This is a genomic window from uncultured Veillonella sp. (assembly GCF_963551295.1).
GTDB lineage: Bacteria > Bacillota > Negativicutes > Veillonellales > Veillonellaceae > Veillonella.
Map to the genome: position 1 here is coordinate 22,701 of NZ_CAUVFT010000008.1, position 21,879 is coordinate 44,579.

General features: G+C 39.9%; 24 protein-coding genes and 1 tRNA gene. 18 read left to right on the forward strand and 7 right to left on the reverse strand.

The window, feature by feature from the left end; translation table 11 throughout:
* Positions 1 to 122: 122 nt before the first annotated feature.
* Together pyrE and pyrF are read right to left on the reverse strand one after the other, a co-directional pair.
* The gene (pyrE, locus tag RYO55_RS03330; RefSeq protein ID WP_302498542.1) at positions 123 to 710 is read right to left on the reverse strand and encodes an orotate phosphoribosyltransferase; all 588 of its coding nucleotides are present in this window, start codon (positions 708 to 710) and stop codon (positions 123 to 125) included.
* Positions 707 to 1,426, reverse strand: coding sequence for an orotidine-5'-phosphate decarboxylase (gene pyrF, locus RYO55_RS03335; protein WP_314984180.1), 720 nt, complete (start codon positions 1,424 to 1,426; stop codon positions 707 to 709). The genes pyrE and pyrF overlap by 4 nt, the downstream gene beginning before the upstream one ends.
* Positions 1,427 to 1,614: 188 nt before the next feature.
* Here pyrF and RYO55_RS03340 point away from each other — a divergent pair, with 188 nt between their 5' ends.
* The 4 genes from RYO55_RS03340 to RYO55_RS03355 are packed head-to-tail and all read left to right on the forward strand — an operon-like array spanning position 1,615 to position 4,682.
* On the forward strand, positions 1,615 to 2,244 hold the full coding sequence (locus RYO55_RS03340) for a 3'-5' exonuclease (RefSeq protein ID WP_308521569.1): 630 nt from the start codon (positions 1,615 to 1,617) through the stop codon (positions 2,242 to 2,244).
* Positions 2,245 to 2,258: 14 nt separating this feature from the next.
* Positions 2,259 to 2,921, forward strand: a complete 663-nt coding sequence (gene deoC / locus RYO55_RS03345; RefSeq protein WP_314984184.1) for a deoxyribose-phosphate aldolase — start codon at positions 2,259 to 2,261, stop codon at positions 2,919 to 2,921.
* Between the two features lie 53 nt (positions 2,922 to 2,974).
* On the forward strand, positions 2,975 to 4,276 hold the full coding sequence (locus tag RYO55_RS03350; RefSeq protein WP_314984186.1) for a pyrimidine-nucleoside phosphorylase: 1,302 nt from the start codon (positions 2,975 to 2,977) through the stop codon (positions 4,274 to 4,276).
* A 10-nt stretch (positions 4,277 to 4,286) separates the two neighbouring features.
* Positions 4,287 to 4,682 (forward strand): cytidine deaminase, encoded by a 396-nt coding sequence (locus RYO55_RS03355; protein ID WP_270279167.1) that lies wholly within the window; start codon positions 4,287 to 4,289, stop codon positions 4,680 to 4,682.
* Between the two features lie 39 nt (positions 4,683 to 4,721).
* Here RYO55_RS03355 and RYO55_RS03360 read toward each other — a convergent pair whose 3' ends face one another.
* Positions 4,722 to 5,540 carry a MetQ/NlpA family ABC transporter substrate-binding protein gene (locus RYO55_RS03360; protein ID WP_314984188.1) on the reverse strand — a complete coding sequence of 273 codons (819 nt, stop codon included), beginning with the start codon at positions 5,538 to 5,540 and terminating at the stop codon, positions 4,722 to 4,724.
* A gap of 142 nt (positions 5,541 to 5,682) precedes the next feature.
* Positions 5,683 to 6,585, reverse strand: coding sequence for a 1,4-dihydroxy-2-naphthoate octaprenyltransferase (gene menA, locus RYO55_RS03365; protein ID WP_302498547.1), 903 nt, complete (start codon positions 6,583 to 6,585; stop codon positions 5,683 to 5,685).
* 242 nt (positions 6,586 to 6,827) lie between these two features.
* Here menA and RYO55_RS03370 point away from each other — a divergent pair, with 242 nt between their 5' ends.
* The 4 genes from RYO55_RS03370 (at position 6,828) to RYO55_RS03385 (ending at position 10,306) form a co-directional block, all read left to right on the forward strand.
* Positions 6,828 to 7,772 (forward strand): hypothetical protein, encoded by a 945-nt coding sequence (locus RYO55_RS03370; RefSeq protein WP_314984189.1) that lies wholly within the window; start codon positions 6,828 to 6,830, stop codon positions 7,770 to 7,772.
* A gap of 1 nt (position 7,773) precedes the next feature.
* On the forward strand, positions 7,774 to 8,553 hold the full coding sequence (locus tag RYO55_RS03375) for a hypothetical protein (RefSeq protein ID WP_302498549.1): 780 nt from the start codon (positions 7,774 to 7,776) through the stop codon (positions 8,551 to 8,553).
* Between the two features lie 132 nt (positions 8,554 to 8,685).
* Positions 8,686 to 9,057: a RidA family protein gene (locus RYO55_RS03380; protein ID WP_012863972.1), complete on the forward strand. Its 372-nt coding sequence runs from the start codon at positions 8,686 to 8,688 to the stop codon at positions 9,055 to 9,057.
* Position 9,058: 1 nt separating this feature from the next.
* Positions 9,059 to 10,306, forward strand: a complete 1,248-nt coding sequence (locus RYO55_RS03385; protein WP_314984191.1) for an L-serine ammonia-lyase, iron-sulfur-dependent, subunit alpha — start codon at positions 9,059 to 9,061, stop codon at positions 10,304 to 10,306.
* A gap of 113 nt (positions 10,307 to 10,419) precedes the next feature.
* Here the strand turns inward: RYO55_RS03385 and RYO55_RS03390 are convergent, their stop codons facing one another.
* The 3 genes from RYO55_RS03390 to tadA all read right to left on the reverse strand — a co-directional run bounded on the left by RYO55_RS03390 (position 10,420) and on the right by tadA (position 12,255).
* Positions 10,420 to 11,607 (reverse strand): MFS transporter, encoded by a 1,188-nt coding sequence (locus RYO55_RS03390; protein WP_314984193.1) that lies wholly within the window; start codon positions 11,605 to 11,607, stop codon positions 10,420 to 10,422.
* Between the two features lie 58 nt (positions 11,608 to 11,665).
* Positions 11,666 to 11,756: transfer RNA gene (locus RYO55_RS03395), tRNA-Ser, on the reverse strand.
* Entirely contained in the window at positions 11,710 to 12,255 is a 546-nt protein-coding gene (gene tadA / locus RYO55_RS03400) for a tRNA adenosine(34) deaminase TadA (RefSeq protein ID WP_198001856.1), read from the reverse strand. The genes RYO55_RS03395 and tadA overlap by 47 nt, the downstream gene beginning before the upstream one ends.
* A gap of 83 nt (positions 12,256 to 12,338) precedes the next feature.
* Between tadA and RYO55_RS03405 the strand changes: the two genes are divergently transcribed.
* The 10 genes from RYO55_RS03405 to RYO55_RS03450 all read left to right on the forward strand — a co-directional run bounded on the left by RYO55_RS03405 (position 12,339) and on the right by RYO55_RS03450 (position 21,861).
* Positions 12,339 to 12,965: a trimeric intracellular cation channel family protein gene (locus RYO55_RS03405; protein ID WP_105087105.1), complete on the forward strand. Its 627-nt coding sequence runs from the start codon at positions 12,339 to 12,341 to the stop codon at positions 12,963 to 12,965.
* 148 nt (positions 12,966 to 13,113) lie between these two features.
* Complete coding sequence (locus RYO55_RS03410; protein ID WP_314984195.1) at positions 13,114 to 14,928, forward strand: DUF4127 family protein; 1,815 nt, start codon at positions 13,114 to 13,116, stop codon at positions 14,926 to 14,928.
* Between the two features lie 10 nt (positions 14,929 to 14,938).
* Positions 14,939 to 16,060, forward strand: a complete 1,122-nt coding sequence (locus RYO55_RS03415; RefSeq protein WP_314984196.1) for an acyltransferase — start codon at positions 14,939 to 14,941, stop codon at positions 16,058 to 16,060.
* Positions 16,061 to 16,344: 284 nt separating this feature from the next.
* Positions 16,345 to 17,202: an aminotransferase class IV gene (locus RYO55_RS03420; protein WP_270279157.1), complete on the forward strand. Its 858-nt coding sequence runs from the start codon at positions 16,345 to 16,347 to the stop codon at positions 17,200 to 17,202.
* A 55-nt stretch (positions 17,203 to 17,257) separates the two neighbouring features.
* Entirely contained in the window at positions 17,258 to 18,304 is a 1,047-nt protein-coding gene (locus RYO55_RS03425) for a methionine ABC transporter ATP-binding protein (RefSeq protein ID WP_314984198.1), read from the forward strand.
* A complete protein-coding gene (locus tag RYO55_RS03430) occupies positions 18,285 to 18,938 on the forward strand; it encodes a methionine ABC transporter permease (RefSeq protein WP_004693611.1) in 654 nt (217 codons plus the stop codon). The genes RYO55_RS03425 and RYO55_RS03430 overlap by 20 nt, the downstream gene beginning before the upstream one ends.
* 9 nt (positions 18,939 to 18,947) lie before the next feature.
* Complete coding sequence (locus RYO55_RS03435) at positions 18,948 to 19,244, forward strand: YerC/YecD family TrpR-related protein (protein WP_004693609.1); 297 nt, start codon at positions 18,948 to 18,950, stop codon at positions 19,242 to 19,244.
* A gap of 65 nt (positions 19,245 to 19,309) precedes the next feature.
* Entirely contained in the window at positions 19,310 to 20,104 is a 795-nt protein-coding gene (locus tag RYO55_RS03440) for a TSUP family transporter (RefSeq protein WP_314984199.1), read from the forward strand.
* A gap of 11 nt (positions 20,105 to 20,115) precedes the next feature.
* Positions 20,116 to 20,883: an SDR family oxidoreductase gene (locus RYO55_RS03445; RefSeq protein ID WP_314984200.1), complete on the forward strand. Its 768-nt coding sequence runs from the start codon at positions 20,116 to 20,118 to the stop codon at positions 20,881 to 20,883.
* A gap of 126 nt (positions 20,884 to 21,009) precedes the next feature.
* The gene (locus tag RYO55_RS03450; RefSeq protein ID WP_314984201.1) at positions 21,010 to 21,861 is read left to right on the forward strand and encodes a hypothetical protein; all 852 of its coding nucleotides are present in this window, start codon (positions 21,010 to 21,012) and stop codon (positions 21,859 to 21,861) included.
* The last annotated feature ends 18 nt before the right edge of the window (positions 21,862 to 21,879 follow it).

The following is a 21,879-nucleotide window of genomic DNA, read 5'->3' on the forward strand; positions in this document are numbered from 1 at the left end:
CCATAGAGCCACACACTCTATGTGATACATTCGTATCAGAATCTCTCTCTTACACACAATAACTACACACAAACAAAAAGAGCTCCTCAGTGAAGGAGCTCTTTTTGTATCTGTTTATAATTTCATTTGATGTGTTTAGAACCACGTTCTGTCATAGCTACGCCATCTTTGCAAAGAGGGCATTCTTCAGGTTTATATGTAGGCACCTCAAGGTTGAGTAATGCTTGTACTTTTTCGTGAGGAACGCCGAATTCTGCTTTGCCACCAGAACGGTTAACAAGAAGGCCTACACCTACGATTTCACCACCGGATTGGTTTACAACATTTACTACTTCTTGTACAGAACCACCAGTAGTTACGATGTCTTCAACGATAAGTACCCTTGTGCCTGGCTCGATTTTAAAGCCACGACGCAATGTCATAACGCCTTTTTCACGTTCTGTGAAGATGGCGCGAGTGCCAAGAGCCTTACCAACTTCGTGAGCTAGTAAAATGCCACCAGTCATGGGACCAATAACAAGTTCTACATTTTGATCGCGGAAGCGTTCAGCTAAATCTTTACAAAGTGCTTCAGTATATTTAGGATGTTGCAATACGTTGAATTTTTCAACATACATTGGGCTGTGGAGACCAGATGTCAAAAGGAAGTGACCTTCTAAAATAGCTTGAGTGTCGATCAGTAATTGTTTTACTTCTTGTTCTGTCATCATTTGGATACTTTCTCCATTTCTTCAATAATTAAACGAACCGCTTCACGAGGTTTTTCGGCTTGTGTAATAGGGCGACCAATAACGAGGCGAGATGCTCCATCTTGTAATGCACTAGCTGGTGTAGCAACCCGTTTTTGGTCGTCTGTTGTTGCAAAGGAAGGACGAATACCAGGGGTGACGATGAGAAAGTCATCGCCACATGCTTCGCGAATCATTTTAGCTTCTAATGCGGAACATACAACACCATCCATACCACAGTCTTTAGCGAGTTTTGCAAGGCGAATGACTTGGTCGGAAATTGGTAGCTGACCACCGATAGCAGTCCAAGATTCATCGTCGAAACTGGTTAAAGCAGTGATGGCTAATAATTTTGGTCGCTCAACGCTTAGTTTCTCCCCACTCTCACGAGCTGCATCAACAGCAGCTTTCATCATGACAGGTCCACCTTGACCATGTAGAGTAATTAAACTAGCACCGAGACGTGTTAAAGAAGAAACGCCATGGGCTACGGTATTTGGAATGTCGTGCAATTTTAAATCAAGAAATACCTGTTTGTTTTGCTCCTGTAAAAAACGAATTGTTTTTGCTCCTTCGGCATAGAATAGCTCCATACCGACCTTGTAAAAGCTAACCGAATCACCGAGGGATAATACGATTTCTTTCACTGCATCCATTGTGGATACGTCAAGGGCAACGATTAATCTGTCATCTGCCATGTTGCAACCTCCATACTACATACATATCTAAATAATTTTCACATACTGAGGGCCTATCTGTCAATTAAAATTGGTGTAAATGAGGTGATTATTGGTCACCTTTGAACAGTAGATTATAGTCTATTTCATGCTATAATAAGTAGAGTAAATGAATATAATTCTTATATATAGATTTTGAAAGGAGTCCTATGTTAGATTTTGTTGCATTAGACTTTGAAACAGCTAATAAATTTAAAAACAGTGCGTGCTCCTTGGCGGTTATTACCGTAAAGGATGGACAAATTGCAAAGAAAGCCTATAGTCTCATTAAACCCCCGTTTATGAGTTTTGATGATGAATGTATTGAAATTCATGGTATCCAACCGAAGGATGTTCTTCATGAAAAGACCTTTGATCAGTTGTGGAATGCCATTTATGAAAATCATTTAAAAGGAAATATTATGGTGGCTCATAATGCGAAATTCGATATGAACGTATTGCGTGCTACCTTAGATTATTATAAAATCCCTTGGCCAGAAATAGATTATGCATGCACTGTTAAGCTTTCACGCGCTGTATGGCCTGATTTAGTTAATCATAAGTTGAATACAATGGCTGCATACATTGGAGTTGAGTTTAAGCATCACTATGCACTGGATGATGCGGAGACTTGTGCAAAGGTTGTATTAGAAGCTGCTAAGTTAAAAGGCGTTAATAGCTTACCAGATTTATTAAAGATTACAGGTGTACCGTTAGAACCATTCATTGATGATAAAAATCGCTCTGCTCAAGATGCATTACATAAAGAGCCAGAACCAGAGCAAATGTCGTTCTTTTAGTAAGGAGAGGTACTATGTTGGGTAAAGAATTATTAGCTTATGTAGATCATACATTATTGCGTCCTACAGCTACATGGGATGATATAAAAGAAGTCTGTGAGGCTGGTTTAAGGTATAAAACTGCATCTGTTTGTATTCCTCCAGACTTTGTAGCATCTGCCCATGAAGCATATCCAGAACTTAACATATGTACCGTTATTGGCTTTCCTTTAGGGTATGAAACAACAGAGGTAAAGGTAGCCGAAACGAAACAGGCTATTGAAGAGGGCGCTTCTGAAATTGATATGGTTATTAATCTTGGAGATGTAAAGCAAGGTGATTTTGAAGCGGTAACGAACGAAATTGCAGCACTTAAGGAGGCTTGTGGCGATAAGATTTTAAAGGTTATTATCGAAACTTGTTATCTTACAGATTCTGAAAAGGTAGCGCTTTGCAAATGTATTACAAATGGTGGTGCAGACTATATTAAAACATCTACTGGATTTGGTAGCGGCGGTGCAAGCCTTGAAGATATTAGACTCTTTAAAAAGTATATTGGTTCTAATGTACAGATTAAGGCCGCAGGTGGTATTCGCTCTATTACGGATATGAAAGCCTATATTGCAGAAGGTTGTAGTCGAATTGGAGCCAGTGCAGCTGTAGAGTTGCTAAAGAATCACTTGAACGAAGAAGTATAATAGAAAACCACCTAGGCTATGCTTAGGTGGTTTCTTAGAATGGCGGTGTAACTATGCGTATGTATGATATTATTCTGAAGAAAAGAGCGAACTTGCCGTTATCAGATAAGGAAATCCGCTTTGTCATAGATGGCTATGTAAAGGGGGAAATCCCTGATTATCAAGTGAGTGCGCTCTTGATGACCATAGTTTTTAATGGTATGAACGCTCGCGAACTAGGAACCTTGACCTTGGCTATGGCTCAATCAGGTAATATGGTAGATTTGTCCAATATTGATGGGATTACCGTAGATAAACATAGTACAGGTGGTGTAGGGGATAAGACAACACTTATTATTGCGCCTCTCGTAGCCGCTTGTGGCGGCAAGGTGGCTAAGATGTCTGGACGTGGACTTGGTCATACAGGTGGCACTATTGATAAGATGGAATCTATTCCAAATTTAAAGGTATCTTTAGAGCAAGATGCTTTTATCGATCAAGTTAATAAAATCGGTCTTGCTGTTATAGGTCAGTCGGAAGGGCTTGCACCTGCTGATAAAAAGCTATATGCTTTGCGCGATGTGACGGGAACTGTTGATAGCATCCCTCTTATTGCATCCTCTGTTATGAGCAAAAAACTGGCTTCTGGTGCGCAAGCAATTTTGTTAGATGTAAAGGTTGGTAGTGGCGCCTTTATGAAAAACATAGAGGATGCTCGTGAATTGGCTAAAGCAATGGTCGATATTGGAAAGGAAAATGGCCGTTCAGTTAAGGCTATTTTGACGGATATGGACCGACCGCTAGGACATGCTATTGGAAATGCTTTGGAGATTCGAGAGGTTATTAATACGTTGAAAGGTAATGGACCAGAAGACTTAAGTCATGAATGCGTTATCATGGCAGCTCATATGCTCGTATTGAGTCATATTTGTGATTACGAAGCTGCTCTTAATCGCGTGCAACAAGCACTAGATTCTGGAACCGCTCTTGAACGATTACGCTTAATGATTGAAGCCCAAGGTGGAGACAGCAGAGTTATCGATGATGACCGAGTATTGGAAATCGGTAAGTTTACCTATGATGTAACGTCGCCTCAAGACGGTTATATTACCCATATGAATACAGAACAATGCGGCATTGCATCCGTTATGCTAGGGGCAGGTCGCACGGTTAAAGATGGTCCTATTGATTATAGTGCAGGTATTGTAATGCACAAAAAAACTGGGGACGCCGTTAGCATGGGTGAAAGGATAGCCACACTATATGCCTCTGATGAAAGCTTACTCAATAATGCGGCTCAGACCTATTTAGAGGCTATTACTATTGGCAATACTGCACCTAAAGTAGTAGATACTATACTTGATATTGTAGAGTAAGGAGCAAAATATGAAAGAAAAAGAGATTCAAAGGCTCATCAATCGGGCTATTGTAGCTCGTGAGACATCGTATAGTCCGTATTCACACTTTGGCGTGGGCGCAGCCCTTCTTTGCGAGGATGGGAGCATCTATGAGGGGTGTAATATAGAGAATGCTTCTTATGGATTAACTAATTGTGCGGAGCGAACTGCTATATTTAAGGCCGTATCAGAAGGGCAAACAAAATTTAAAGCCCTTGCTGTAGTTGCTGATACGGAAGGACCCTGTGCTCCATGTGGTGCTTGCCGTCAGGTGATTTCTGAATTTGGAATACCTCGTATTATAATGGCAAATTTAAGAGGGGACTATACAGTTGTTGATTTAGAAGGACTATTACCTTTTAGATTTAGGGCCGATAATATGTAAAAAAGAGACCACCTATGTGTGGTCTCTTTTTAGTATACCTTAAAATGCAGGAACAATAGCACCTTGGTATTTTTCTTGGATGAATTTGATAATTTCAGGGCTATGAAGTGCAGCCATCAATTTTTTGATGCGAGGATCATTTTCATTACCTTTAAGTACAGTTACGACATTAACGTAAGGGGAATCGTTAGTTTCAATCGCCAATGCATCTTTGCCAGGGTTAAGACCTGCGTTTAATGCAAAGTTAGTGTTGATAGCTGCTAAGGCTATATCGTCAAGGGAACGAGGCACTTGTGCTGCTTCTAATTCTACGAATTGATATTCGTTAGGGTTCGCAGTAATATCTTGTACGGTAGATAAGATGTTTGTAGAGTCTTTTAATGTAATTAGACCTTGCTTTTGTAACAACAATAATGCACGACCACCGTTTGTAGGGTCATTAGGAATAGCGATTTTAGCGCCTTTTGGAAGATCTTTCAAATCTTTGATTTTACGGGAGTATAAACCCATTGGCTCAAGGTGAACACCACCAGCAGATACTAAGTCAAGTTTGTGAGCTTTTGCGAATTCCTCCATGTAAGGTACGTGTTGGAAGAAGTTGGCATCAATTTCTTTGTCCCCTAAAGCCAAGTTAGGTGTGTTGTAATCAGTGAATTCTGTGATTTTTAATTCGATACCATCTTTTGCTAAAATCGGTTTAACTTGTTCCAAAATTTCTGCGTGAGGTACTGCTGTTGCCCCAATTTTTAATACTTGTTTACCATCGCTAGCAGCTTGTTTGTTGTCGTTACCGCAGCCTGCGATTAATAAAGCGCCGCCAAGGATTACAGTAGCTGCTAATGCTAAAAATTTTCTCATTACACACACTCCTTATACAATAATTACATATAAAATATTAAATCTATAGTACTAAATAATTTCCTATCTATCAAGAAGGAATTATTATAGGTTCTCCATAACTAAAAACTATGGAGAACCTATAATATAAGTATATTCATTTTTAAAACAATTTGCCCATAATAAGTCCAATCGCCCACATTAGTTGGTAAATCATGGCTGCCCCAGCGGTAGTGCCCATAGCCTTATCTAATTGGAACTCATCTGTATTGGTAGATAATGTATGAATTGTTTTGAAAGCTAGTGGTGCCGCAAGGAATGCTAATAAGGCGAACCATGTCATATGGCCTATTATAATCCAAGCAATGATCCAAATAAAATTGAAAATATATGAGATACTCATTAAGCTGAGCGCTCTTTCACGACCAAGCACGATTGGCAATGTGTAACGTCCATGGCTTTCATCATTTCTAATATCTCGGATATTATTCGTCAACATGATGGAACCAACTAACAATGTAGATGGAATTGCAGGAATTAACAGAGCTAAGGATAATTCTCGTGTCCAGGCATAGCCTGTAATGAGTACGATGGCAAAACCCATAGCGATACCAGAGGAAATTTCTCCAAAGGGTGTTCGAGAAATTGGTTTTGGACCGCCAGAGTAAAGGAAACTAATTAGAATACATAAGAAGCCTATAGGGATGTAATACCAAGTTATAGTAGCAGATAAATAAAGACCAATGATAATGGGTACAAACATGAGTACTTTAATCATCGTTATAATGAGTTCTGGTGTTATAGCGCCACGCGTGATAGAACCAGCATTACCTATCTTTTGACCAGCATCGAGTCCAGATTTAAAGTCTTTATATTCATTCCATAAATTTGCTACAATTTGGGCGGTTACAACTGCTAAGAATATAAGTATCGTATGGAATATAGCTAGCCCTGTGCCCTGAACGGCACCAAATGCATAATAACTAAAGGCGGCACCTAAAATAGTAGGCCCTAATGCGGCAGCTAATGTGCGAGGCCTGGTGAGGGGAATTAATTCTTGTATCATATTAAAAGCACACCGAGTGTGCACTCCTTTCCATTTCTCATACATATATCATCTTTACATGTCTATTTATGTATTGTATAGCAGAAAGATAAGCTTGTAAATTATACTATACAGTTATATATGTCGATATAGTATAATAATTTATATATGCAGTATAGATTATCTTTTAAACTCTTAATATATACTGCACAGATTATCTAACAATCTATACATAGTGTATTGTTAAAAAGGTGAGGTGTCTTATGAGAACTCTCAATAAAAAGATGATGACATTGGCTTGTGCTACCTGTTTAACTGTGGGTATGGGGGCAGTGGCATGTGCTGATACGGTTGATTTAGGTTATGGTATGTACGGCAGTACCTCCCCAACTGTGAAAGCTGTAGAAGTTATGCACATTTCTACTGATGCAAGATTGCGTAATCAAGAACAAGATAAATTTCTCAAAGTAGCAAATAAATCTGCTGTTGATACTATTAATAATGTTGTGAAAGCACAGACTGGTGTAGCTGTTGAACCAGTGAAGGGGGATTTTCTTGAGGGTTACTCCTTCTATCAATTGCAAGGTACTGATAAACAAGGTCATCATACAGGTAGTTTAATTGTTATTAACTATTCTAAAAATGCTATTGATCAAGTTATAGGTATGAATAAAACTATTTTAGAGAAGGGATCAGATGCGGAAAAGGCTGCATTAAAGCACTCCATCTCTAAACATGTGGAATCTTACTCTAAAGAAACGGCTCAACAACAATTACAAGGCTTAAAAAGCAACACGGTTGAAGGTACTAAGTTATCAAAAGATTTGAAGATGATAAATGATAAAATACCTGCTCAAATTATGGGCGCTGTTGATAAAATGCTTGCTACAGATAAGAAAACATCTACAAAGGATAAACAAGAGTTCATTTCCTATGTTGAGTTTATGACGAAACAATTGCGTGTCGATGCAACTCATGTAGCGTATAAACCTGTTCAAACGCGCTATGGTACGGCTGTGACTGGTGATTTGCGAGGTGGTCTTAGCTATGATGGCTTTAGAAACACTTACTCCTTAATTGGATATGCTGTTCCTACAGATAAGGGTGTATCTTTACAGCTTTTAATGTCTGACGACTCTAGTCATGATTATTGGACTAATGAATTGAATCATATGTATCAAACACAATCTCTCAAGGGAGGTAAATAATATGAAATCTTTGAAAGTATTGGCTTGCACTGCATGCTTATTAGGAACTGTATCAAGTATTAGTTTTGCCAAGGATGTACAAACTATTGGGGGCTCTATGGTAGTACCTAATAATGTAAATATTGTTTCTGCGTCTAAAACAAATACTCGTGATTTTGTAGAGAAACAAATGCAACAGAATCCCTCAAAATCTACGATGACCAATATGATGGCTAAAGAATTTTTCCAAAATTTTGGTACTAATTTTGATGTATACCAATTACAAGGGGCAGATAAAACTGGTCAAAAAGATGCATTCGTAGTAGCTGTAGATGTTAAACAAATAGCGCAACAAGTGGCTAAAGAAAAGGCTAATGACCCTATGTTTATAGCTGCTATGACCGCTTTTGATAAAGGTCAAATTGATCCTGTAACAGAGCAACTTTTATTAGGAACAATAAATAAACAGATTCCTACTAGCACAACAGTAGTTCCTTTGAATGGACCTATTAATGTGTCTAGTCGTGATCCCCAAAAAGCAACGATTATGCCTAAGACACTTAGAACTCTAACCGTAGAAAATGCAGAACAAGTACATCCGGTGGCTGGCACAAAATATCAAACGTATGCTGCAAGCTCTCGCTTGTTATATGCAGATGGAAATGTACAAACTCCACTCTATGCAAATGCTGCATTTGTGTTGAAGCCAGGAAAACCGGTGTTGTATGTAGGTATAACAACTGATGTACAACGTGATTATTTCAAACCAATATTTGATAATGCATTTAAATCAATTAAATAATAGGTTATATACGTATTTTTATGTAATATGTGATATATTGAGGTAAGTCATATATATCGAGGCAATAAAATGAGTTTTGCGCCTTAAACATAGTCATATTAATTTATATTTATTTATAAAAGGAGAATTATCATGAAAACAATTTTCACAGAAAAAGCACCAGCAGCAGTAGGTCCTTACTCTCAAGCTAAAGTAGTAGGCGGTTTGTTATTCGCTTCTGGTCAAATTCCACTCAATCCTGCAACTGGTTCTATTGTTGATGGTGGCATCGTAGAGCAAACTGAACAAGTATGTAAAAACATTGATGCTGTATTGGCTGAAGCAGGTTCAGACTTCTCCGAAGTTATTAAAACAACTTGTTTCTTGGCTGATATCGCTGACTTCAAAGCATTCAACGAAGTGTATGCTAAATATTTCACTTCTAAACCAGCTCGTTCTTGCGTAGCCGTAAAAGACCTTCCATTAGGTGCTTTGGTGGAAGTGGAAATTATTGCGGAAGTATAAGATGAATTATATTTCTTTGTTACAGTCAGAGATGCGTCCTGCCTTCGGTTGTACTGAGCCAATTGCATTGGCTTATGCGGCTGCGAAGGCAGTCTCTGTTTTAGATGAATTTCCTAACCGTATTCACGCAAGATGCAGCGCGAATATTATTAAAAATGTAAAATCTGTAGTCATTCCAAATTCTGGGGGACGAAAAGGACTAACGGCGGCTGCTACACTGGGTGCTATTGTAGGTCATCCAGAGCGTGAACTAGAGGTATTAGAATCTGCTACAGACGAAGATCGCAAATGGCTTGGCACATTGCTTGATGCTAACTTCTGTACCGTTTCACTCGCTGAAGGTGTAGATAATCTATATATAGAAATCACTGCAGAAACAGATGAACATACAGCGGTTGTTCGCATTGAAAATGACCATACGAATGTAACATATGTATCAGTAGATGGCGAGATTGTCTCTGAAACAGTCAATGAAATCAAGAAAGCGGCTAAAACAGAATATGCCATGACTTTCGATAGCATTTATAAATTTGCCTTAACCGGTGATATTTCTGGTATCCTTCCCCAAATAAAACAACAAGTTGAGTATAATACTGCTATTTCTAAGGAAGGTCTGTCCAATGATTACGGTGCTAACATTGGTCAATTATTATTATTGGACGATGAAAATCCATCTCTTGAAACAAAATGCAAGGCTCGTGCCGCGGCCGGCTCTGATGCGCGTATGAGCGGATGTCCATTGCCTGTAGTTATTTGCTCTGGCTCTGGTAACCAAGGCTTAACGGTATCTGTACCAATCATTACGACTGCCGAGGAACTTGGTAAAAGCGATGATGAATTGTATCGAGCGCTCGTCTTTGCTAACTTGTTAACGCTTTACGTTAAATCTGGTATTGGTAAATTGTCTGCATACTGTGGCGTTGTATCTGCTGGTGTGGTAAGTGTAGCAGGCATAGCTTTCTTGAAAGGTGATAGCAAAGATATAATCGAGAACACTCTTGTAAATGGGCTTGCAAGTTTATCGGGTATCGTATGCGATGGTGCAAAACCATCCTGTGCAGGTAAAATTGCGATTTCTCTTGATGGTGCTTTTATGGGATATAAGCAAGCTCGCCTTAATAAAAATTACCAAAAAGGCGATGGCCTTGTAGCATACTCCGTTGATGAAACCATCCGCAGTATTGGTGCTGTGGCACAAGGTATGAAAGAAACGGACGTAGTTATATTGAATGAAATGCTAAAACACTAAACTGTATGTGATGTGTTTAGTTGAATATAAAAAGAACCTTTCGTTGGTTTCTGTACTTTCAAAAATTGTGTCCAATTTTTGGGGTGCAATTCACGCGAAGGGTTCTTTTTTGTTTATTGTAATTTTTTAGGATCTTTAAGTATCAATGAAGCCCCAAGACCCACTACTAGGAATGGTACAAGTGTCATCATAGCGGCAGGTAAAGTATAGGTATCCGCAAGGTTACCTACTACAGGTGCGATGATACCACCAATAGTTTGGCTCACGCCGAGGGTAATACCAGAGGCAAAGCCGATGCTTTTAGCTAGATATGTTTGACCTAGTACAATGACTGGGCTATAACTGATGGCTTTTGCAGCGCCAATCATGAGTAGTAGCAGATAGGCTACAGGCATCATGATGACAGGGGAGAAGGCTGGCACTTCCGTTAATAGGAACATAGCTGGCAACCAAATTAATAGGGATAGTCTAATGATTTTGATAGGACCATATTTATCGCCTAATAGACCGCCGATATATGTCATGAAGATGCCTATACTAAAGAATATGGTTAATGCAAAGCTACCTTGTTCTGGGCTAGTGCCGAGTTCACGAGTCCAGAAGATAGGAATAAATGCATTGATAACGCGGAAGTTTACCGATTGGCTTAGGATGATAACGAACAAGATACCAAAGTATTTCCAGTAATTTTTGAGTGGTTTGTCTACAAGTGTAGGGTTTTCTGTAGCTACCGCTTGGTCGATAGTGCGTGCATGAGCTACTATGCGAGGCATGAGGATGAATAAAATCGTTGATATGATAAGACCTACCACGGTGAAAGCCGCCAATCCATGCGGACCTACTGTATAGGCAATAGAGCCAGCAAAGAGTGGGCCGATGGCAAAACCAGAGCTACCGCCGATAGCAAAGGTGCCCATGGCTTTTCCTTTTTTGCCGCCACCGAGGCGGTTCATGATCTTTGCCCCTTCAGGGTGGAAGATAGAAGACCCCACACCGGCTAAGGTGGCACAAACAAGTAAGCTTTCATAGGAAGTGACAAAACCCATAACACCTGTGCTACAAGCAGAGAGTAAAACACCTAAGGCGATGAGTCGAGGCTGATTGATCTTGTCAGAAAGATACCCTAATAATGGTTGTAATAATGAAGATAACGCTGTATTGGCTAAGATAAGAAAGCCCGCTTGTTCTAAGCTGAGTCCATAGGTATAGATGAACAGTGGCAAGAGGGCAGGCAATACACTTTGGCAAGAGTCATTAATCATATGACTCACTGTAATGAGATAAGGGTAATATTTTTTCATAGTAGTGGTCCCTTCGCAAAAAAGCGCTAACCACGGTTAGCGCTTTATATATTTTATATGGCAGAGGAGGAGGGATTTGAACCCCCGCGCCGGTTGCCCGACCTACCGCATTTCGAGTGCGGACCCTTCAGCCTCTTGGGTACTCCTCCGTGTTTTACGGCGCTCCTTAAAAAAGTCTTTCATGATTTGGCTACATTCATCACCAAGGACCCCAGATGCTAATTCAGGCTCATGATTTAAACCAGGGTGAGAGAGTACATTGAAAAGAGATTCTACAGCGCCTCCTTTGTAATCACTTGCACCATATACAACACGGTCAATACGACTGTTGATAATGGCTCCAGCGCACATCGGACACGGCTCTATCGTAACATACAGGGTACAACCAGTCAACCGCCAGCGCTTGAGCACACCGCATGCTTCTCGGATGACGAGCACCTCTGCATGAGCCGTTGCATCGTGATCTAATTCGCGGCGATTATGGTGGCGTGAAATGATTGTATTGTTTTGAACTAAAATGGCGCCGATAGGAATTTCTCCTAAGTCATAGGCCTTGTGAGCTTCCTCTAGGGCAAACGCCATGAAATACTCGTCCCGAGTACGCTCATCCATATTTTTAATCTCTATAGGTGTAATGTCTTTTGTCATTCTCATACCTCTTAATGTATAATATCTTACATAAAGTCTATCATAGTGTACGCAGTTATGCGAATAGATTGTGTGAGGGTATTATGGATATTATTTGGTATATATTTGATATGATTGGCACTATTGCTTTTGCTATCTCCGGAGCACTTGTTGGGGTGGCGCGGAGAATGGATATATTTGGTATGGCTGTATTGGCACTGGCCACGGCAATCGGTGGTGGTATTGTACGGGATGTTCTCTTGGGGTATTTTCCACCGAACTCATTACGCAATATAGTATATGTAACAGTGGTTATTTCCGTAACAATTATCGTATTTATTATGTATAACAGCCGTTATCGCAAGCATGCTATGGGCCCTCGTAGTCGAGCAAGCTATTTATTGGCCGATGCAGTGGGGTTGGCATCTTTTACAGTAACTGGGGCATCTGCAGGATTTAAACTATATCCAGAGTTGCCAATTTTCATTGTTTTATTAGGAACTATTACTGCTGTTGGTGGCGGCATTATCCGAGATATGCTGGCTCAACGGATTCCGTCTGTTTTGAAAGAAGACGTGTACGCTCTGCCTAGTGTTATTGGGGGTATCGTTTATTACTTAATGGTTATTTCTAACTGGGTTGGAGAGGCTGTATATGGTGCTTTTACTGTTGTACTAGTTATTCGTCTACTAGCTATTAAATATAATTGGAGCTTACCCAAAGTGCGCTAAAGCTAAAGGCGCTGCATTTGAGAAATAACAAGTAAATGATATAATTATACTGTTAAATATTTCATAAAAAGGTCAGAAAAAAAGAGTATTATATAAGAGTTAATTTTCGAGTCGAGAGTACTCGTGTACACAGAAGGAGATTTGCTTTATGACAAATAAATGGTTGAAAGTAGCATTAATGGTTACAGCCATTGCTACAGGTACATCCATCAATATTGATGCAGAAACCGTATTATATGTACCTCAAGATGATCGCCCTGTAAGCTTGCAATATACAGTTGATACAGCTCGTGAGGCGGGTATGACTGTGTTGACACCACCTCAACATTTGATTTCTGGTAAGACGTATCAAGGTCAAGCAGACCAAATTATGGCTTGGGTAGAACAAAATGCAGGTCGTGCTGATGTTATGGTATTAAGTACAGATACTCTTATTTATGGAGGCCTTGTAGATTCTCGTAAACATAATATTCCTCTTAGCACATTGCAAAATCGCTTGAAACGTATTGAAGGTTTAAAAGCGCGTAATAAAAATGTACGCATCTATGGTTTTGGTACGGTAATGCGTTCTCCGCGTGCGAGTGGTGGCGGTACTGAACCGGCTTATTATGCGGAGTATGGTCCAACTATCTTCCAAATCGCTGCATTACAAGATAAATTGGATTCTGGCTCCTTAACACAAGAAGAAACTCAAAAAATGATGAGCCTACAAGCCTCCGTTCCTGTGGAATACTTGCAAGACTGGTTTGACCGCCGTCAAAAAAATATGAAAATCAACAAAGAGTTGATTGATGAAACTCGCAGTGGTGTATTCGACTACTTTGCATTAGGTCATGATGATACATCTCAATTATCTCAATCCGCACTAGAAGGTCGTTACCTCAACAAATATTCCAAGGATATTTCTGTTGAAAAATATGGTAGCTTCCCTGGTGCTGACCAACTCGGTCTCTTGTTGATGGCGCGTTCCCGTACCGATATGAGCACAGAAAAACCAACATTCTCCGTAATCTATCCACTCGGTGGTGGCGGTAAAACATTGCCAGGTTACGAAGACCAAACTATCGATAAAACGATTGCACAACACGTTGAGGCTGTAGGTGGCACGATGGTGACACAAGGCAAACCAACTGTATTATTGGCTGTTAATACACCTCTTACTACGAGCACAGGTGAATCTGAAAACTTTGAAAACTTCCCAATGATTTCCAACTCTACAAATGCTTTCGTAGATCGTATTCAACAAGCTGTTGATTCTGGTGTGAATGTAAGCGTTGCAGATATTGCTTTCAATAATGGTGCAGACAATACGTTAGTATCCGCTATGTATAAACGAGATCTGTTGTACAAAATCGGTGCGTATAATGGTTGGAATACAGCAAGTAACACAGTAGGTTACGCTATTGCTCAAGGAGTATTGCTTAAATCTATGAGCCCAGAAGGTCATCGTGATATGTTGACGCAACAATATTTGGATAATTGGGCATATCAAGCAAATATCCGTAAAGATATTTATCGTATGCAAGATTCTATTAGAACAGATAATGTTCGTTACTCTGGTGAATTAAATGAACGTCTTGAAAGTTACTTAGGTGAACGCATTCAAGATTTCGCTGAAAAATACCTTAAAATCAATCCTCGTACAGTAAAAGCTACATTCCCATGGGGGCGTCTATTTGAAACGGATATCACTGTTTATGATAAACCAGTGGTACCTCTTGAAAAAGAATTGCGCTTGAAACGAGAAGCTGAAGCAAAAGCTAAGGCTGAAGCAGAAGCTAAGGCTAAGGCAGAAGCGGCAGCTAAAGCAAATGGTCAGGCTGTACCAGCACAACCTGCTCAACCTGAAAAAGCTGCAGAGCCTCAAAAAGCTGCACCTGAATCTCCTGTAGTTAAACAACCAGCTACAGAGTCTCAAGGCCCACGTGTCGTACCGACACCTGCCGCTGCACCTGGTCAATAATGAATAGGGAATGGCTATGAAAAAAGCATTTTTACCGGAAATTACTTATATGCGAGGTCTCTGTATGCTCGGTGTTATCGGCATTCACGTAGGATCTTACGCATTGCAAAATCCTTTTGTAAATTTAGAACTCATCAGCGTGTTAGAAATTCTCTCTCGCTTTGGAGTGCCTGCGTTTTTTTTCCTCTCTGCATTTGGTTTGTTTTATCATACCTCGGTAGAGGGACCATTCTCATATAAGGAATTTATGCACCGCCGCATTCAGGTGGTGCTATTTCCATATATTACGTGGTCCATCTTTTACTTGCTCTATACGGGATTGACGGCGCACAACCTCGGCAATTTACGTCCGGGTCCATTGGCGATAAATCTACTCTTTGGTACCTCTATGTATCATTTGTATTTTATGGTTATTTTGCTATGGTTCTACGTGATGATGCCGTTATGGCGGGCAATGGTGAAAGTCATCCTCAAGCGACCTGTGTTCTGGATGGTGTTATTATTTGTTGTCCAAGTCGCTATTGATTATGTATCATCGTATATGCTTGGCCGTTGGGTAACGGAAAATCTAAGTAATCAGCCGATTCTTAAATATCTTTTCGATATGCGACTCAACTATTGGGTAATTCATTATGTGTGGATTTTCCTTTTAGGTGCTGTATGTGCTGAACGATATGAAACGGTCTGTGAATACATGTGGCGCTATCGTTATCTTTTAGGTGCTAGTGCGGTAGGATCTGTATTATTGATGCTTGGATCCTATTACTATGTCATGGACGTATGGCATTACACGGTGCTAGAAGCAATTTATACGGTACATCAAATGAGTCCGATGGGTGTTCTTTATACTGGTTTGGGAACGATGTTTAGTTTATTCCTATTCCAAACACTACCTATGAATGTGACTATGGAATCCATTTGGTCTGAGATAGGGGATAAGTCCTATGGCATTTATTTAACACATCCGTTCTGGCTGTTAATCATATCTGCTGTGATGGTTAAATACAATTTCTTGTACACGGTGGTCAATGTTCTCGTTATGTATGCCATGGCGTTGGCATTATCCTATTTGACTACGGTAGGTTTCAATTACTTACCTAAGTCTATTCGTAAATTTGTACTGGGGCACTAGTATAATCAGAAAGCTTTTGTTGTATAGAGAGTCCTAATTGGTATTAGTACTTTCGTATCGGCCATAGTACTAACTAGCTCTGTGGTGCTGATTTAGTATTAAAATAATATATGCAATACATCCGCTAGGATATAGTTTTTAACTATGGTATCCTAGCGGATTTTTGTATATCTAATTAATATCTTTCACAAAGTAAAGTGTGAAAATTTGAAAGTAATTGTGTTATAATAAGTCCATGATGATTACCACTTGATAGAGTAACGAAAAGAAAAAGAGGTGCTCCTATGCAAGAATTAACATATTTTAACGGTGAATTCGTTGAACCAGGTGCCAAAGTTATCAGTATTGATGACCGTGGCTATTTGTTTGGTGACTCTGTATATGAAGTTGTTCGCGTCGTAAAAGGCCGTTGCTTCGCTTTGTCTTACCACCAAGATCGTTTGTATCGCTCTATGCGTGAAATGGATATCCCTGTAAAAATGACCCCTGATGATTTGACAGAATTGCACGAAATTTTGATCGAGCAAAGTGAAATTAAAGAGGGCTATATTTATTTACAAATCTCTCGTGGTGTAGCACCACGTCACCATGCTTATGATCGCTCCAAATTAGAACCACAAATGCTTATGTCTATCCGTACCTTGGATTTAGATGAAGTCAATAAATTGGGTGAAGGTGTAAAAGCGATAGCTTTACCTGATGAACGTTGGAATCATGTAGATATTAAGACTACAAATTTGATCCCGAATATCTTGGCACAAACAAAAGCAGAAAAGAAATTTGCTTATACAGCAATCTTGTTCCGTGATGGCATTTGTACAGAAGGCGCCACATCTAATGTGTTTGCTGTTAAGGATGGTATCTTGTACACGCATCCAGCAGATAATCATATCTTAAAAGGTATTACGCGCCAAATGATCTTAACGCGTGTAGCACCATCTTTAGGTATTACCATTATTGAGAAAGAATTCGATCGTAATTTTGTAGATGATGCGGATGAATTATTCTTTACCGATACAATTGGTGGTGTCATCCCAATTACTAAGCTAGACAGAAATTTAGTATCTGGTGGTAAACCAGGTGCCATTACACTTCGTCTACGTGAAGCACTAGAAAAATTGATGGAAGAAGGGCTACCTTGATAGATAAGTTGCTTTCATCAAATGATACACATTTACCTTAAGAAAGGAAATTATTTTGATACAATTAGAACACATTAGTAAAGTCTATGAAGGTGCTACTCGTGTGGAAGCGTTGAAAGATATTAGCCTAAATGTGAAAGAAGGCGAAATCTTTGGCATTATTGGCCAATCCGGTGCCGGTAAATCCACCTTGATTCGTTGCATCAATATGCTCGAAGCACCTACATCTGGCTCTGTTATCGTAAATGGTACAGACTTAACCACACTTAGCAAATCCGCTTTGCGTAAAGCACGCAAAAATATTGGTATGATTTTCCAACATTTTAACCTCTTGTCCTCTCGCACAGTGTATGACAATGTAGCATTTCCGTTGGAATTACAAGGTATGAGCAAGGCTGAAATCAAGGAGCGCATCGAGCCGATCCTTGATATCGTAGGTCTTACAGAGCGTATGAATAACTATCCATCTCAATTATCTGGTGGTCAAAAGCAACGTGTTGGTATAGCTCGTGCGTTGGCGTCTAATCCAAAGGTTCTCCTTTGTGACGAAGCTACATCTGCCCTTGATCCTCAGACAACAGATTCTATTTTGAAATTGTTGAAAAATATTAACGAGAAGATGGGGCTCACTATTGTGCTCATTACACATGAGATGCACGTTATCCGTGAAATCTGTGATCGCGTGGCAGTTATTGAAGGCGGTGTAATACTCGAAGAAGGTAGTACTATTGAAGTATTCACACACCCTCGCGAAAATACGACAAAAGAGTTTATTAGCTCAGTAGTGAGTGATAACTTACCTCCAGAAGCATTGGAACATCTAGAGTTGCATGATCAATGGATTGCAGGAACCGCGCCATTAGTTCGCCTCAAATTTACAGGACAAGCAACAGATGAGCCTGTAGTAGCAGGTCTCGTAAGACGCTTTAATTTAGATGTAAGCATCCTTTTTGGCGGAATTGATTACATCCAAAATACGAGCGTTGGTCGCCTCATCGTTATCTTGAATGGTGACCCAGAAAATGCACAAGAAGGTTTGGACTACATCAAAACGTTACCAATTGAAAGCGAGGTGATCGGTTATGTCAGAGCAAATCATTAATCTACTCATAACTGGCACCCTTGATACATTGCAAATGACGATAATTTCTACGGTAATGGCAATGTTATTAGGTATTCCTCTTGGTGTTGTTTTGGTTGTTACTTCTAAAGGGCATATATTGGAAAACGTAGCACTAAATAAAGTGTTAGGTGCAATTGTGAATGCCACTCGTTCCGTACCTTTCATCATCTTGATGGTTGCCATCATTCCATTTACTCGCATGGTGGTAGGTACATCCATCGGTACAACTGCAGCATGTGTGCCGTTGACAATTGCGGCGATTCCATTCTTGGCGCGCCTTGTAGAAACGTCCATTAAGGATATTAATTTTGGTGTTATCGAGGCGGCTCAATCTATGGGGGCAAGCCCATTACAAATCATTTGGAAAGTATTATTACCAGAAGCATTGCCAACAATTATTGACAATGTGACGGTGCTTATTGTTAACCTCATCGGTTACTCTGCGATGGCAGGTGCTATTGGCGGTGGTGGCCTCGGGGATATTGCAATCCGATATGGTTACCAACGTTTCCAAGCTGATATTATGATCGCTACAATCATCATCTTGATTGTATTGGTACAAGTTGTACAAATGATTGGTGATGCTTGGTCTAAAGCGATGAATAAGAAGTAGGAGGATCCTATGAGCATCAATGAAAAATTGAGAAGTCAACAAAATGACGAATTGTTCACCGCCATTTTAACACTTGAAAATACGGAGGAATGCTATGCATTTTTTGAAGATATCTGTACGATTAACGAATTAAAAGCATTATCTCAACGCTTACAAGTAGCAAAAATGCTTCGTGCAGGGGACAGCTATGAGAAAATCGTAGAAGAAACAGGTGCGAGTACGGCTACGATTAGTCGTGTAAAGCGCTGTTTAGTATATGGCGCGGATGGTTATACATTGGCTCTCGATCGTCTAGGCGCAAAATAAAATAAACTAGCATGACAACGGTGGCCTTTGGCGACCGTTGATGTGCTATCTGTAGGAGGTTTATTATGGAGTGGCTCATTTCGGTAACAGAGTTACCATTTGATATCCTTATCCTCATTTTACTTGCCGTAGCTGGCGCGTTTGCTGGCTTTGTTGACTCCATTGTGGGCGGCGGTGGACTCATTTCTGTACCTGCTATGTTACTAACAAATCTTCCGCCTAGTATGGCTCTGGGCAGTAATAAATTATCTAGTATATTTGGTGCTGGTAGTGCATCTATTACATTTTTGAGAAATCACATGGTTGATTTTTCCCTAGTGCGCAAATTATTGCCTTTTACCTTTGTGGGTTCTATGCTTGGTACATTGGCGGTTGTTTCTTTACCTCCACTGTATGTAAAGCCTATTATCATCATATTACTTTTTTGTGTAACACTTTTTGTGGTGTTCAAAAAAGACTGGGGTGAAATCAATCGTACATCTCAGGTAGCAGGGAAAGCGCTATATATTTGCATGGCTTTTGCTCTTGGCATCGGTATATATGATGGCTTTATAGGCCCTGGTACAGGTACATTTTTGATTATGGGCTTTATCTTTACTGGTTTTGATTTCCTGCATGCTTCTGCTAATGCAAAAGTATTGAATTTTACTAGTAATTTGGCGTCTTTATTGGTATTTTTATATTTAGGGCACGTCAATATTATGTATGGTCTGGCTGCAGGAGTGGGTCAAATTATTGGCGCTTATGTAGGATCGCACCTCGCCATTGCAAAAGGCTCATCTTTGGTGCGAGTTGTATTCTTGTCGGTAACGACAGTTATGTTGTTGAAATTAGTCTATGACTATGTTTCAACTTTATAGGAGGGCAAGGTATGCCTCATAAAAGTGATGTACAGGTGGCATTGATCAGTGGTGGTACATCGGGTATTGGATTTGCTACGGCAAAGCTTTTACTCAAAGAAGGTTGGTGTGTAGTCATCAATGGTCGAAATGAAAAAGTTGGTCAAAAGGCTAAAACTAAGCTACGTCGTTATTCATCTAAGGTACAATATATTCAAGGTGATGTATCTAAAATTGAGGATTGTCAGCGAATTGTAAAAGAAACAGTAGATTTGTTTGGTGGGGTGTCTGCTCTTGTAACAGCTGCAGGCTACTATGAAGAAGAGTTGCTAGCTGATGTTACAGAGGCAGCTTTTGATGAAATGTTTGGGACTAATGTAAAAGGTACTGTATTCTTATGTCAAGCGGTGCTTCCCTATTTACGATCATCAAAGGGCAGTATTGTAACAATTGCTAGTGATGCAGGTTTACAAGGTAATGTAGCGTGTTCTGTATATGGTGCATCAAAGGGGGCTGTAGTGAGCTTTACAAAATCTCTATCCCTTGAAATGGCACCTCACAGTGTTCGTGTAAACTGTGTGTGTCCTGGTGATGTAGATACATCATTAGTGGACAAACAGATTGCTAATGCCAATCAAGATGCGGCAGCTGCAAAGGCTGAAATGGGCCAACATTACCCACTAGGTCGCATTGCTAAGCCCCATGAAATTGGCGAAGTAATTGTATTTTTGTTGAGTAATAAGGCTTCTTTTGTGACAGGTGCAGCATGGACAATCGATGGTGGACTTACAAGTTGGTAATATAGAAAATATTAGAAGCTGTTAAATATAGATAATTAGAAAAATTCATTTCACTTCTATCAATAGAATGGTATAATAATACTAATAATAAGACCTATAGTTGGTTCACAACAAAGGAGAATACTTATGGCAGAATATAATGGCGTAACACTTGAGCCACTTATGGATGGATCTCAAGATCGTGACTATCAAGTTGAACAATTTATTTTCTGGGGGGCGGGTCGTGCGGCAGCATTGGCATTATCCTCTAAATTCAGCAGTGTCGCTTTGTGCGCCAATGCTACGTACATGGTAACTCGCATTGCTCATCTTTATGACGTAGAATTGCAAGCTGGTGCTGTAGTTGGTTTAGTAGGTGGTCTTAGCACAGCTGTAGGTACAGCTGCAGTATCCCTTCTAATTCCAATTAAAGCTGTTCGCGTTCCTGTAGCTATCGGTTTAACTTATGCTATTGGTAAAATTGCAAATATTTGGATTCAAGATGGTATGCCTTCTGATATCGAACGTTACAAACCGATGGTTGCTGAATTCCTTGAAAATGGTAAAGCTATTGCTACTGAAATCGTTCGTGATGCAAGTGCTAGTATTCCTTTCACTCAAGGTCAACGTGACGTATGGGCTGGGATTGCTAACGAAACAGGTCTTGCTAAAGAATCTTTAAAGCAAGTTTACGAAGAAAAAGTAACACCTGCCATCAATAAATGGAATAATGAAACAAAATACCAAATTCATGATAACGCAGCAGAAGTTGTAGCAAAGGTTTCTGATGCAGCGAAAGAAAAACTTGATTCTGCTAAAGAAGGTATTGAAGTAGCTAAAGAATTCGCAAAAGGTGGTGTAGAAGTGGCAAAAGCTTCTGCACAGGTAGCAGTAGAAACTGCAAAAACTAAAGCTTCTGATGCTGTAGAGACAGCAAAAGATGTTGCTGCAAACACTGTTAACACAGCGAAAGATAAAATTGGCGGTTTGCGTAAATAAACGCTGAAGGATTATTAT

Bases quoted from the DNA above. Each gene is read 5' to 3' on its own strand.
- RYO55_RS03390 (WP_314984193.1), bottom strand. From the start codon at position 11,607: ATGAAAAAATATTACCCTTATCTCATTACAGTGAGTCATATGATTAAT.
- RYO55_RS03410 (WP_314984195.1), top strand. From the start codon at position 13,114: ATGACAAATAAATGGTTGAAAGTAGCATTAATGGTTACAGCCATTGCT.
- RYO55_RS03415 (WP_314984196.1), top strand. From the start codon at position 14,939: ATGGCTATGAAAAAAGCATTTTTACCGGAAATTACTTATATGCGAGGT.
- RYO55_RS03445 (WP_314984200.1), top strand. From the start codon at position 20,116: ATGCCTCATAAAAGTGATGTACAGGTGGCATTGATCAGTGGTGGTACA.
- deoC (WP_314984184.1), top strand. From the start codon at position 2,259: ATGTTGGGTAAAGAATTATTAGCTTATGTAGATCATACATTATTGCGT.
- tadA (WP_198001856.1), bottom strand. From the start codon at position 12,255: ATGACAAAAGACATTACACCTATAGAGATTAAAAATATGGATGAGCGT.
- RYO55_RS03355 (WP_270279167.1), top strand. From the start codon at position 4,287: ATGAAAGAAAAAGAGATTCAAAGGCTCATCAATCGGGCTATTGTAGCT.
- RYO55_RS03385 (WP_314984191.1), top strand. From the start codon at position 9,059: ATGAATTATATTTCTTTGTTACAGTCAGAGATGCGTCCTGCCTTCGGT.
- RYO55_RS03405 (WP_105087105.1), top strand. From the start codon at position 12,339: ATGGATATTATTTGGTATATATTTGATATGATTGGCACTATTGCTTTT.
- RYO55_RS03360 (WP_314984188.1), bottom strand. From the start codon at position 5,540: ATGAGAAAATTTTTAGCATTAGCAGCTACTGTAATCCTTGGCGGCGCT.
- RYO55_RS03350 (WP_314984186.1), top strand. From the start codon at position 2,975: ATGCGTATGTATGATATTATTCTGAAGAAAAGAGCGAACTTGCCGTTA.
- RYO55_RS03430 (WP_004693611.1), top strand. From the start codon at position 18,285: ATGTCAGAGCAAATCATTAATCTACTCATAACTGGCACCCTTGATACA.
- pyrF (WP_314984180.1), bottom strand. From the start codon at position 1,426: ATGGCAGATGACAGATTAATCGTTGCCCTTGACGTATCCACAATGGAT.
- RYO55_RS03370 (WP_314984189.1), top strand. From the start codon at position 6,828: ATGAGAACTCTCAATAAAAAGATGATGACATTGGCTTGTGCTACCTGT.
- RYO55_RS03380 (WP_012863972.1), top strand. From the start codon at position 8,686: ATGAAAACAATTTTCACAGAAAAAGCACCAGCAGCAGTAGGTCCTTAC.
- RYO55_RS03420 (WP_270279157.1), top strand. From the start codon at position 16,345: ATGCAAGAATTAACATATTTTAACGGTGAATTCGTTGAACCAGGTGCC.
- RYO55_RS03375 (WP_302498549.1), top strand. From the start codon at position 7,774: ATGAAATCTTTGAAAGTATTGGCTTGCACTGCATGCTTATTAGGAACT.
- menA (WP_302498547.1), bottom strand. From the start codon at position 6,585: ATGATACAAGAATTAATTCCCCTCACCAGGCCTCGCACATTAGCTGCC.
- RYO55_RS03440 (WP_314984199.1), top strand. From the start codon at position 19,310: ATGGAGTGGCTCATTTCGGTAACAGAGTTACCATTTGATATCCTTATC.
- RYO55_RS03340 (WP_308521569.1), top strand. From the start codon at position 1,615: ATGTTAGATTTTGTTGCATTAGACTTTGAAACAGCTAATAAATTTAAA.
- pyrE (WP_302498542.1), bottom strand. From the start codon at position 710: ATGATGACAGAACAAGAAGTAAAACAATTACTGATCGACACTCAAGCT.
- RYO55_RS03435 (WP_004693609.1), top strand. From the start codon at position 18,948: ATGAGCATCAATGAAAAATTGAGAAGTCAACAAAATGACGAATTGTTC.
- RYO55_RS03450 (WP_314984201.1), top strand. From the start codon at position 21,010: ATGGCAGAATATAATGGCGTAACACTTGAGCCACTTATGGATGGATCT.